This window comes from Mycobacterium sp. M23085 (assembly GCF_045343915.1).
GTDB lineage: Bacteria > Actinomycetota > Actinomycetes > Mycobacteriales > Mycobacteriaceae > Mycobacterium.
In genome coordinates, this window is record NZ_CP174280.1 from 970,226 (window position 1) to 981,967 (window position 11,742).

Below are 11,742 nucleotides of genomic sequence, written 5' to 3' on the forward strand. Positions count from 1 at the left end.
TCGGGTAAACCATGACGTTGGCTTTAACCGACGAATGGAGAAAACGTTGATGTCTGCCAGCTGTCACATGCCCCGGCTCACTCGCTTCGCGGTATTCGCCGTCGCGGGGGCCACCGCATTGTCCCTGTCCGCCTGCGGCTCTTCGAACAAGTCCAATCCCCCGTCCACGTCCACCTCGACCTCGACGTCCACCATCACTTCGACGACCACGTCGTCCACCCCTCACGCCGAAGCGCGGGTCAGCGGTCTGATCGCCTCAGTGGCGGGTAACTCCATTCAGGTCACCAAAGAAGACAACGCGACCGCATCGGTCAACTTCACCTCCACCACCAAGATCACCGAGGCCGTTCCGGCCGGCCTGCCCGACGTCACCCCGGGCAGCTGCGTCAGCGTGAAGCCGACAGAGGGATCGGCGCCCGGGCCGTCGGTCACCGCCGCGTCGGTGAAGATCAGCCAATCCGTGAACGGCGCCTGCCCCAAGCCGCCGCAGAACGAACCCGGCGCGTCGACCACTACGCCGCCGTCCCTTCCGCCGTCGCAGGCGCCCGCGAAGCCGGCCTGGATCCGGGGGTCGGTGGCATCGGTGTCCGGCAACACCATCAACCTGACCAACACCGATCCCAGCGGCAACACCACGCAAACGACCGTGACGGTCGACGACAAGACCAAATTCACCAAGCAGTCGTCCGCGAACACCGACGCCATCACGCCGGGCAAATGCCTGTCCGCGCGCGGAACTCAGGACAACGGCGGCGCGCTGCAAGCGACGAGCATCAACCTACGACAGGCCGTCGACGGCAAATGCGGCAAGCCCAAGCAGCCCGGCCAGGGGCACTGACCCCGCCTCGGGCTGCCTGAGATTGCCGTCACTCCCGCCGGGTGCGGCGCGAAACCGCGCCCGGCGGGAGTGAGTGCTCAGGGCGGCGAAACGTTTGATCGGAGATGAGTTCTGTGCCTGCCATATCGCTGAAAAACCGGCGGACGCAGATCGCGCTCGGCGTCGTAGTCGCTTTCGTCGCGCTGTGTGTCGCCATGTGCGGTCCCTCGCACGACGCGTCGAACAGCGGCGCGCCCCGCGCTGTCACGGCGATCCCGCCCGGTGGGGCGCCCAGCGCGGCGCCACCGGCACCCCCGGGTCCCCCGCCGCCTCCGGTCGGCAAGGACTATGTCGAGGGCATGGTGCAGTCGAATTCGAACGGCACGATCGCGCTACGGACGCGGACCGGGTCGGCGACGGTGGACTACACGCCCCAGACTCGCGTCGTCGACGTCACCCCGGCGAAGCTGACCGATGTGACACCGGGCAGTTGTGTGAATGTCAAAGCCACCCCGCAGAGCGCACCGCCTCCAGGGGCTCCAGCGCCGGGCGCGATCACCGCGCAGGCCGTGACGGTCACCCAATCCGCGGACGGCAAGTGCCCGCCGCCGGCCGGCTTCTACGGCACCGTCGCCTCGGTGTCGGGCAACACGATCGCCATCAACGGTCTGGGCCCCGGCGGTCCGGGCGCCGCGACCAACGTGACCGTGGCCGACTCGACCTCTTATCAGCGACAGACGCCGTCGGACACCCAGGCGATCACGAATGGTAAATGCATTGGGGCACAAGGAACTCAAGACGGTGGCGTCCTGCACGCGGCGATGATCAGTGTGGAGACGTGCCCGCCCATGGGGCGCCCGCACCCCCACCTGCACCTGCCGCACCTCCCCCACATCCACCTTTAGCGCACCTCTTGGGGGACCGCCGGTTGGGCAGCGCGAAAGCCTGGCTCAGACGGTGAATCCGAGGGCACGCAGCTGCTCGCGGCCGTCCTCGGTGATCTTGTCCGGACCCCACGGCGGGTTCCACACCCAGTTGATCCGCAGGTCGTCGACCAGGCCGGCGCCCACCAGCGCGCTGCGTGACTGGTCTTCGATGACATCGGTCAGCGGGCAGGCCGCCGACGTCAGCGTCATGTCGATCAGGGCGACCGTTCCCTCGTCGCCCGCCTCGACGTTCAGCCCGTAGACCAGGCCCAGATCGACGACGTTGATGCCGAGTTCGGGGTCGACGACGTCACGCATCGCCTCCTCGAGGTCGGCGAGGAATTCCTCATCCCGCGCGGTGGTTTCGCTCATCTGTGACCTCCTCGAAGTCTGCTTCCTGGCCCGAACAAGCCTGCGCCAGAGCATCTTTGAACGCCATCCAGCCCAACAGCGCGCATTTCACCCGCGCCGGGTATTTGGCCACCCCGGCGAACGCGATGCCGTCGCCCAGCACGTCCTCGTCGCCCTCGACAGTGCCGCGCGATGAGATCATTTCGCTGAACGCGGTGACCGTCTTCAGCGCGTCACCCACGCTTTGCCCGATCACCTGCTGGGTGAGCACCGAGGTTGCCGCCTGGCTGATCGAGCAGCCCTGACCGTCATAGGACACGTCGGCGACGGTCTCGCCGTCCTCGGACAGCGCGACCCGCAGGGTGACCTCGTCACCGCAGACCGGGTTGACGTGGAAGACCTCGGCGCCGAAGGGCTCCCGCAGCCCGCGGTGCTGCGGGTGCTTGTAGTGGTCCAGGATCACGTCCTGATACATCTGCTCGAGCCGCAAAGTCAGCCTCTCCCAACCCATGACGGCGACCCGCTGCGCCCGGCTTCGCCGCGCTTGCGATCGCCGACGAAGAATTCCAGAGCTCGGCGCACGCCGGCCACCAAACGCTCTACCTCCTCGGTGGTGTTGTAAACCCCGAAGGACGCCCGGGCGGTGGCCGCGACGCCGAACCGGCGGTGCAACGGCATGGCGCAGTGATGTCCTACCCGCACCGCGACGCCCTCGTCGTCGAGCACCTGCCCGACGTCGTGCGCGTGCACGCCGTCGACGACGAACGACACCGGCGAGGCGCGGTTCTCCATGGTCAGCGGCCCGACGATGCGCACGGCATCGATGCCCGACAGGCCGTCGATGGCCGCGGCGACCAGCTGGTGCTCGTGGGCCTGCACGGCTTCCATGCCGATGGCGCCGAGATAGCGGGTGGCCGCGCCCAATCCGACCACTTGCGATGTCATCGGAGTGCCGGCCTCGAAGCGCTGCGGCACCGCCGCATAGGTCGATGTTTCCATGGTCACGGCCTCGATCATCGAGCCGCCGGTCAGAAACGGCGGCAGGGCCGCCAGCACCTCGCGGCGTCCGTAAAGGACACCGATGCCGTTGGGCCCCAACATCTTATGCCCCGAGAACGCGGCGAAGTCGACGTCCAGCGCGTGGAAGTCGACCGGCTGGTGCGGCACCGACTGGCAGGCGTCCAGCACGGTCAGCGCGCCCACGGCCCGCGCCCGGGCGACCAGCTCGGCCACCGGGGCCACCGCGCCGGTGACGTTCGAATGATGGGTGAAGGCGACGACTTTGACGCGCTCGTCGAGCTTAAGCGAGTCGAGGTCGATGCGCCCGTCGTCCGTGACGCCGTACCAGCGCAGGGTCGCCCCGGTGCGGCGGGCGAGTTCCTGCCAGGGAACCAGGTTGGCGTGGTGTTCGAGCTCGGTGGTGACGATGACGTCGCCGGGCCCGACGGCACGGTCGAAACGCTTGTCCCCCAGCGCATACGACACCAGGTTGAGCGCCTCGGTGGCGTTCTTGGTGAACACCAGCTCGTCGGTGTCGCCGCCCACGAACGCGGCGACGTCGGCGCGCCCCTGCTCGTAGGCGTCGGTGGCCTCCTCCATCAGCTGGTGCGCGCCGCGGTGCACCGCACCGTTGGAGGTCAGCAGGAATTCCCGCTCGGCGTCCAGGACCTGCAGGGGCCGCTGCGAGGTCGCACCGGAATCCAGGTACGCCAAGGGGTTTCCGCTGCGCATGACCCGCTTGAGGATGGGAAAATCCGCGCGGATGGCCGCGACATCCAGGGGTGAGACCGCCGCCGAAGGTGTCGCCATGTCAGGCCCCGGTTGCCGCCGCTTGAGAGAAGCGGACGTAGCCGTTCTGCTCGAGCTCGTCGGCCAGCTCCGGACCGCCGGACTCGGCGATCCGGCCGCCGACGAACACGTGCACGTATTGCGGGTGGATGTAGCGCAGAATCCGGGTGTAGTGGGTGATCAGCAGGATGCCGCCGTGCTCGGACTCGGCGTAGCGGTTCACCCCCTCACTGACCACCCGCAGCGCGTCGACGTCGAGGCCGGAGTCGGTCTCGTCGAGAACGGCGATCTTGGGCTTGAGCAGTTCCAGCTGCAGGATCTCGTGGCGCTTCTTCTCACCGCCGGAGAAACCCTCGTTGACGCTGCGCTCGGCGAACGCGGGGTCGATTTCCAGCGAACCCATGGCCGCCTTGACCTCTTTGACCCAGTGCCGCAGTTTCGGGGCCTCGCCGCGCACGGAGGTCGCCGCCGAGCGCAGGAAGTTGGACACCGAGACGCCGGGCACCTCGACGGGATACTGCATGGCCAAGAAGATTCCGGCGCGGGCGCGCTCGTCGATGCTCATCGCCAGCACGTCCTGGCCGTCCAGCGTGATGGAGCCCGACGTCACCGTGTACTTGGGGTGACCGGCGATGGCGTAGGACAGCGTCGACTTGCCCGACCCGTTGGGGCCCATCAGGGCATGTGTCTCACCGGATTTCACCGTCAGGTCGACGCCGTTGAGGATGGGGATCTCGCGCTCGGACTCGGCGGCGTTCGGGTTGACGACGCTGACGTGGAGGTCTTTGATTTCCAGAGTGGTCATGAGGCTGTTGTTTCCGTCTTTTCCGTGAAGGCCAGTTCGTGTTCGATGGCTGCGGTCAGGCGTTCCCGTATCTCGGGCACCGCGATCTTGGAGATGATTTCGGCGAAGAAGCCGCGGATCACCAGGCGGCGCGCCTGCTCCTCGGGGATGCCGCGGGAGCGTAGGTAGAACAGTTGCTCGTCGTCGAAGCGCCCGGTGGCGCTGGCGTGCCCGGCTCCGACGATCTCGCCCGTCTCGATCTCCAGGTTGGGCACCGAGTCGGCGCGCGCCCCGTCGGTGAGCACCAGGTTGCGGTTCACCTCGAAGGTGTCGGTGCCGGTGGCGTCGGCGCGGATCAGCACGTCACCGATCCACACGGTGTGCGCGTCGGGCAGCGCGGAGTCCGGATTACCTTGCAGCGCACCCTTGTACAGCACGTTCGACTTGCAGTTGGGCTGGGCGTGATCCACCAGCAGCCGCGACTCCAGGTGCTGCCCGTCGTCGGCGAAGTACAGGCCGAGCAGCTCGGCGTCGCCGCCGGGGCCCAGGTAGCGCACGTTGGCGGTCATCCGCACCACTTCGCCACCGAGCGTGACGGCGACGTGGCGCAGCACCGCGTCCTTGCCGAGCTTGGCGTGCTGCATGCTGACGTGCACGGCGTCGTCGGCCCAGTCGGCCAGCCACACCACGGTGAGCCGGGCGGCGTCGTCGACGATGAATTCGACGTTGTCGGCCAGGGTTCCGCTGCCGCGGTGGTCGATCACCACGACCGCTTCGGCGAGCTCGGAGACCCGGATCTGCAGGTGCCCGTAGGCCACCGCGCCGTCACCGGGGCCGCCGATGGTGATACCGATCGGTTCGGCGATGCGGGTGTCACGCTCGACGGTGAGTACGGTCGCGGAGTTGAACGACGAAAATGCTTGGGCGGCAACCCGATCGGTCGGTACTCCAGCCTGACCGAGCCGCTCGTCGCCGCGGCGGACGGTCTCGACCTGCAGGCCGGGCTGCGCACTGACGCTGATCTCGGCCTTGCCGGTGGCGCGCGCCGAACCGTCGTGCAGGCCGCGTAGCCGGCGCAACGGGGTGAACCGCCAGATTTCGTCGCGGCCGTGCGGGACCTCGAACGCGTCCACATCGAACGAGGAGAAGACCTCGCCCTTGTTGGCCGCGGCCAGGGCCGAACCCTCAACCGCTTCGGTCAGATTCGTCACTAGCCGACCGCACCTTCCATCTGCAGCTCGATCAGCCGGTTGAGCTCCAGCGCGTACTCCATCGGCAGCTCTTTGGCGATCGGCTCGACGAAGCCGCGTACCACCATGGCCATCGCCTCGTCCTCGGTCAGGCCGCGGCTCATCAGGTAGAACAACTGGTTCTCGCTGACCTTGGACACGGTGGCCTCGTGGCCCATGGTGACGTCGTCCTCGCGGATGTCGACGTAGGGGTAGGTGTCGCTGCGGCTGATCGTGTCGACCAGCAGCGCATCGCATTTCACGCTGGAACGCGATCCGTGCGCGCCCTTGTTCACCTGCACCAGGCCGCGGTAGGAGGTGCGGCCGCCGCCGCGGGCCACCGACTTGGACACGATGTTGCTCGACGTGTTCGGCGCCAGGTGCAGCATCTTCGCGCCGGTGTCCTGGTGCTGGTCCTCGCCGGCGAAGGCCACCGAGAGCACCTCGCCCTTGGCGTGCTCGCCGGTCATCCAGACGGCCGGGTACTTCATGGTGACCTTGGACCCGATGTTGCCGTCGATCCACTCCATGGTGGCGCCGGCCTCGGCGCGGGCCCGCTTGGTGACCAGGTTGTAGACGTTGCTCGACCAGTTCTGGATCGTCGTGTAGCGAACGCGCGCATTGGGTTTCACGATGATCTCGACCACCGCCGAGTGCAGCGAGTCCGACTTGTAGATGGGCGCGGTGCAGCCCTCGACGTAGTGCACGTAGGAGCCCTCGTCGGCGATGATCAGCGTGCGCTCGAACTGGCCCATGTTCTCGGTGTTGATCCGGAAGTAGGCCTGCAGCGGGATGTCGACGTGCACGCCCTTGGGGACGTAGATGAACGAACCGCCGCTCCACACCGCGGTGTTCAGCGCGGAGAACTTGTTGTCCCCGGCCGGGATCACGGTGCCGAAGTACTGCTGGAAGATCTCCGGGTGCTCGCGCAGGCCGGTGTCGGTGTCGAGGAAGATGACGCCCTGGGCCTCCAGGTCCTCGCGGATCTGGTGGTAGACCACCTCGGATTCGTACTGAGCCGCGACCCCGGCGACCAGCCGCTGCTTCTCGGCCTCCGGGATGCCCAGCCGGTCATAGGTGTTGCGGATGTCCTCGGGCAGGTCCTCCCATGAGGCGGCCTGCTTCTCGGTGGAGCGCACGAAGTACTTGATGTTGTCGAAGTCGATGCCCTCCAGGTTCGAGCCCCAGTTCGGCATCGGCTTGCGGTCGAAGATGCGCAGCGCCTTCAGCCGGGTCTGCAGCATCCACTCGGGCTCGTTCTTCTTCGCCGAGATGTCGCGGACGACGGCCTCGGACAGGCCGCGCTGGGCGCTGGCGCCGGCGATGTCGGAGTCCGACCAGCCGTAGCCGTACCGCCCCAGGGAGGCGATCGCCTCTTCCTGGGTCAGCGGCGCGGTCGCCGTCTTGCTGGCCTCGGGTGTGAGTGTCATCGAGACGCTCCTTTGATGCTCGTGGTGTCGGTCATCTGGCGCGGGCTGCGCGCCTGAGTCAGGGGTACGTGCGTGGTGCAGGCGCAGTCGCCGTTGACGATGGTCGCCAACCGCTGAACGTGGGTGCCCAGCACCTCGGCCATGGCCTGCTGTTCGGCGTCGCACAGCTCGGGGAATTCCTCGGCGACGTGCGACACCGGGCAGTGGTGCTGGCAGATCTGCACGCCGTGGATGGGCCCGCCGACCTGGGTGGTGGTGGTGACGTAGCCGGCCTTGGTCAGCGCGGTGGCGATCCGGTCGGCCGCCGCCTCGACGTCCGTGTCCGCCGCACTGTCGGCCGCGGGGACATCGGCCAGGATGCCGTCGATGCGCCGTCGCGCGAAAGCCTGCACCGCCTCTTCCCCGCCGATCTCGCGGAGTTGCCGCATGGCCGCCGCCGCCAGGTCGTCGTAGGCGTGGTCGAGCTTGGACCGCCCGGCCGGGGTCAGCCGATAGCGCTTGGCGGGACGCCCGCGCCCCGCCTGCTGCCACGCGGCGGGCGCCGTGGCCTCGGCGTCGCCGGCCTCGATCAGGGCGTCGAGGTGGCGGCGCACACCGGCGGCCGCCAGGCCCAGCCGGTCACCGATCTCGCCGGCGGTGATCGATCCGGACTCCAGCAGCAGGCGCACGATCGCGCGGCGGGTGTGACCATCCGGCACCGACCCGGCGACGTCCGCCACGCCGGGAGCGACGCCGCCGCCCGCAGTGGCCCCATCGGGGCTGGTTGGGATTTTCACAACACCAGTGTGACGCAATTCCGGGGATCGGTCTAGCAAGGGTCCCCTGTCCTGGCGTTGCGCTGCTCACATCAGCGGCGGCGCGGTGAGCCGGTGCATCCGGCGGTTACGCTGCTGTGATGGCAGCCCGCCACCACACGCTGAGCTCATCGATCGCAAGTCTGCACGGCGACGAGCAAGCAGTGGGCTCGCCGCTGAACGATACCGAGCTCACCGCGTTGCGCCGCACCCGCCTGTTCGGTGCGACCGGCACGGTGGTGATGGCGATCGGCGCGCTCGGGGCCGGCGCCCGGCCCGTCGTGCAGGACCCCACGTTCGGGGTGCGGCTGCTCAACCTGCCGTCGCGGATCCAGACCGTGTCGTTGACCATGACGACCACCGGCGCGGTGATGATGGCGCTGGCCTGGTTGATGCTGGGCCGATTCGCCTTGGGAAACCGGCGGATGTCACGCGGCGACCTGGACCGCACCCTGCTGCTGTGGGTCCTGCCGCTGTTGATCGCCCCGCCGATGTACAGCAAGGACGTCTACTCCTATCTTGCGCAGAGTCAGATCTCCCTGGAGGGACTCGACCCGTACCGGGTGGGTCCGGCCTCGGGGCTCGGCCTGTCCCACATCTTCACCCTGTCGGTGCCGACGCTGTGGCGCGAGACGCCCGCGCCCTATGGGCCGCTGTTCTTGTGGATGGGGCGGGGCATCTCGGCGATCACCGGAGAGAACATCGTCGCCGCCGTGCTGTGTCACCGGCTGGTGGAGCTGCTGGGGGTGGGGCTGATCGTGTGGGCGACGCCGCGGCTGGCCCAGCGCTGCGGCGTCGCGGAGGTCAGCGCGTTGTGGCTGGGGGCGGCCAATCCGCTGCTGATCATGCATCTGGTGGCCGGCGTGCACAACGAGGCGCTGATGCTGGGCCTGATGCTGGCCGGGGCGGAATTCGCCTTGCGCGGCATCGATGCGCCCCGGTTGCTGCCGGCGTCGTGGAGGCGACCGGGCCCGGACTGGGAGCCGCTGGGGATGCTGGTTGCCGGTTCCGTGCTGATCGTGTTGTCGTCGCAGGTGAAGCTGCCGTCGCTGCTGGCGCTGGGCTTCGTCACCATGGCGCTGGCCTACCGCTGCGGCGGCACGCTGCGCGCACTGCTGCTGACGGGTGGCGCCATGGCGGCGCTGTCGCTGGCGGTGATGGCGCTGGTGGGCTGGGCCAGCGGCCTCGGGTTCGGCTGGATCTACACGCTGGGCACCGCCAACGTGGTGCGCAGCTGGATGTCGCCGCCGACGCTGCTCGCGCTCGGCACCGGACAGGTGGGGATCCTGCTGGGCCTGGGCGATCACACCACCGCGGTGCTGGGGCTGACCCGCGCGATCGGCGTGCTGATCATCACGGTCATGGTGGCCTGGTTGCTGCTGGCCGTTTTCCGCGGCCGGCTACACCCGATCGGCGGGCTGGGTGTCGCGCTGGGCATCACCGTGCTGCTGTTCCCCGTCGTGCAGCCCTGGTACCTGCTGTGGGCGATCATCCCGCTGGCCGCCTGGGCGACCCGCACCGGCTTTCGGGTGGCGGCCATCGTCATCAGCCTGGTCGTCGGGATCTTCGGCCCGACCGCCAACGGCGACCGGTTCGCGCTGTTTCAGATCATCGACGCCACGCTGGCCAGCACCGTCATCGTCGTCGCACTCATCGCGCTGACCTACACCCGGCTGCCGTGGCGCCGCCCGCCGCCGCAGGGCACCGACACCAACGACCAACCGGTGGTCGACCCGCTGGCGCCGCCGCAGCCTCGGTCGACCCCGCCGCCGGCGCCGGCGCGTGACGCCTACGCTGATTCCACGTGAGCTCGGACGTTCCTGACACCGTCGTGCGGTTGCGCGGCGTGAGCAAGCACTACGGACCCATCACGGCCGTCTCCGACCTCGATCTCGAGGTGCACGCCGCCGAGGTGCTGGCCTTGCTCGGCCCCAACGGCGCCGGAAAGACCACCACCGTCGAAATGTGCGAGGGATTCACGCGCCCGGACGCCGGCACCATTGAGGTGCTCGGCCTGGATCCGATTGCCGACAACACGCGGCTGCGGCCGCGGATCGGGGTGATGCTGCAGGGCGGCGGCGGCTACCCCGCCGCCCGGGCGGGAGAAATGCTCAACCTGGTGGCCGCCTATGCCGCCGACCCGCTGGACCCGGCGTGGTTGCTGGACACGCTGGGCCTCAAAGACGCCGCCCGCACCACCTACCGGCGGCTCTCCGGCGGGCAGCAGCAGCGGCTGGCGCTGGCCTGTGCCCTGGTCGGCCGCCCCGAACTGGTGTTCCTCGACGAGCCCACCGCGGGCATGGACGCCCACGCCCGCCTGCTGGTCTGGGAACTGATCGACGCGCTGCGCCGCGACGGCGTGACGGTGGTGCTGACCACCCACCAGCTCAAGGAGGCCGAGGAACTCGCCGACCGGCTGGTGATCATCGACCACGGGGCGACGGTGGCCTCGGGCACGCCCACAGAGCTGATGCGCAGCGGGGCCAAGGACCAGTTACGGTTCAGCGCGCCGCCGCGCCTCGATCTGTCGCTGCTGTCCTCCGCCCTGCCGGAGGACTACAAGGCGACCGAGGTGACGCCGGGCGAGTACCTGGTCGAGGGACCCGTCGATCCCCAGGTGCTGGCCACCGTTACCGCGTGGTGCGCCCGGATCGACGTGCTGGCCACCGACGTGCGCGTCGAGCAACGCAGCCTCGAGGACGTGTTCCTCGACCTGACCGGCAGGAAGTTACGGCCATGACGGACAACGGAACTCAATCGACCGTCTTCCCCGCGGGTACCTTCGCGCCCGATCCGCGGCCCAGTGCGGTGCCGAAAATGCTTGCCGCGCAGTTCGGTTTGGAGCTCAAGCTGCTGCTGCGCAACGGCGAGCAACTGCTGCTGACCATGTTCATCCCGATCACGCTGCTGGTCGGGCTCACCCTGCTGCCGCTCGGCTCGTTCGGCCAGCACCGCGCGGCGACCTTCACCCCGGTCATCATGGCGCTGGCGGTGATCTCGACGGCGTTCACCGGGCAGGCGATCGCGGTCGCCTTCGATCGGCGCTACGGCGCGCTGAAGCGGCTCGGAGCCACCCCGCTTCCGGTGTGGGGCATTATCGCGGGCAAGTCCCTGGCCGTGGTCACCGTGGTGTTCCTGCAGGCAATTCTGTTGGGCGCCATCGGTTTTGCGCTGGGCTGGCGGCCCACGCCGGCGGCCCTGATTCTGGGCGCGGCGGTCATCGCGCTGGGCACCGTGGTCTTCGCGGCGCTGGGGCTGCTGCTCGGCGGGACACTGCGGGCCGAGATCGTGCTCGCCGTCGCCAACCTGATGTGGTTCGTCTTCGCGGGCCTGGGCGCGCTGACCCTGGAAACCGGGATCACCCCGACGGCGGTCAGGCTGGCCGCCCGGCTGACCCCGTCGGGCGCGCTCACCGAGGCGCTCTCGCAGGCGATGACCATGTCGGTGGACTGGTTCGGGGTCGTCGTGCTGGTGGTCTGGGGGGCGCTGGGCGCCCTGGGCGCGCTGCGCTGGTTCCGCTTCACCTGATCGGCGGGATTTGCGGCCCCTCGCGTGCAGCCCGTCGACACGTAAACCACGCACACGACACGCCGATGCGGGTGTGCGTGGTTTACATCTCGGCG

The 11,742-nt window shown here is 68.8% G+C and carries 11 protein-coding genes and 1 pseudogene; 5 read left to right on the top strand and 7 right to left on the bottom strand.

The genetic code is table 11. The annotated features are described in order from the left end of the window. Positions 1-49 precede the first annotated feature (49 nt). Both ACIUM1_RS03955 and ACIUM1_RS03960 read left to right on the top strand, forming a co-directional pair. Complete coding sequence (locus ACIUM1_RS03955; protein ID WP_406815977.1) at positions 50-838, top strand: DUF5666 domain-containing protein; 789 nt, start codon at positions 50-52, stop codon at positions 836-838. A gap of 128 nt (positions 839-966) precedes the next feature. Beyond that, positions 967-1,722, top strand: coding sequence for a DUF5666 domain-containing protein (locus ACIUM1_RS03960; protein ID WP_406817520.1), 756 nt, complete (start codon positions 967-969; stop codon positions 1,720-1,722). A 45-nt stretch (positions 1,723-1,767) separates the two neighbouring features. Here the strand turns inward: ACIUM1_RS03960 and ACIUM1_RS03965 are convergent, their stop codons facing one another. Genes ACIUM1_RS03965 through ACIUM1_RS03995 form a run of 7 tightly spaced genes read right to left on the bottom strand, consistent with a single transcriptional unit; the run spans position 1,768 to position 8,140 of the window. After that, a complete protein-coding gene (locus ACIUM1_RS03965; RefSeq protein ID WP_406815978.1) occupies positions 1,768-2,115 on the bottom strand; it encodes a metal-sulfur cluster assembly factor in 348 nt (115 codons plus the stop codon). Continuing rightward, positions 2,090-2,590 (bottom strand): Fe-S cluster assembly sulfur transfer protein SufU, encoded by a 501-nt coding sequence (sufU, locus tag ACIUM1_RS03970; RefSeq protein ID WP_406817521.1) that lies wholly within the window; start codon positions 2,588-2,590, stop codon positions 2,090-2,092. Before sufU ends, ACIUM1_RS03965 begins: the two co-directional genes overlap by 26 nt. Beyond that, on the bottom strand, positions 2,587-3,903 hold the full coding sequence (locus ACIUM1_RS03975; protein ID WP_406815979.1) for a cysteine desulfurase: 1,317 nt from the start codon (positions 3,901-3,903) through the stop codon (positions 2,587-2,589). The genes sufU and ACIUM1_RS03975 overlap by 4 nt, the downstream gene beginning before the upstream one ends. Before the next feature lies 1 nt (position 3,904). After that, complete coding sequence (sufC, locus tag ACIUM1_RS03980) at positions 3,905-4,687, bottom strand: Fe-S cluster assembly ATPase SufC (protein ID WP_406815980.1); 783 nt, start codon at positions 4,685-4,687, stop codon at positions 3,905-3,907. Beyond that, positions 4,684-5,877: a Fe-S cluster assembly protein SufD gene (sufD, locus tag ACIUM1_RS03985; protein ID WP_406815981.1), complete on the bottom strand. Its 1,194-nt coding sequence runs from the start codon at positions 5,875-5,877 to the stop codon at positions 4,684-4,686. The genes sufC and sufD overlap by 4 nt, the downstream gene beginning before the upstream one ends. Continuing rightward, complete coding sequence (gene sufB, locus ACIUM1_RS03990; RefSeq protein WP_406815982.1) at positions 5,877-7,325, bottom strand: Fe-S cluster assembly protein SufB; 1,449 nt, start codon at positions 7,323-7,325, stop codon at positions 5,877-5,879. Before sufB ends, sufD begins: the two co-directional genes overlap by 1 nt. After that, complete coding sequence (locus tag ACIUM1_RS03995; RefSeq protein ID WP_406815983.1) at positions 7,322-8,140, bottom strand: helix-turn-helix transcriptional regulator; 819 nt, start codon at positions 8,138-8,140, stop codon at positions 7,322-7,324. The genes sufB and ACIUM1_RS03995 overlap by 4 nt, the downstream gene beginning before the upstream one ends. Positions 8,141-8,220: 80 nt before the next feature. Between ACIUM1_RS03995 and mptB the strand changes: the two genes are divergently transcribed. From mptB to ACIUM1_RS04010, 3 genes and pseudogenes are all read left to right on the top strand, one after another. Further along, a complete protein-coding gene (mptB, locus tag ACIUM1_RS04000) occupies positions 8,221-9,927 on the top strand; it encodes a polyprenol phosphomannose-dependent alpha 1,6 mannosyltransferase MptB (RefSeq protein ID WP_406815984.1) in 1,707 nt (568 codons plus the stop codon). Beyond that, complete coding sequence (locus tag ACIUM1_RS04005) at positions 9,924-10,859, top strand: ABC transporter ATP-binding protein (RefSeq protein ID WP_406815985.1); 936 nt, start codon at positions 9,924-9,926, stop codon at positions 10,857-10,859. Before mptB ends, ACIUM1_RS04005 begins: the two co-directional genes overlap by 4 nt. Before the next feature lie 3 nt (positions 10,860-10,862). Then, positions 10,863-11,647, top strand: a pseudogene (locus ACIUM1_RS04010) (ABC transporter permease); the annotation flags it as partial. Between the last annotated feature and the right edge of the window lie 95 nt (positions 11,648-11,742).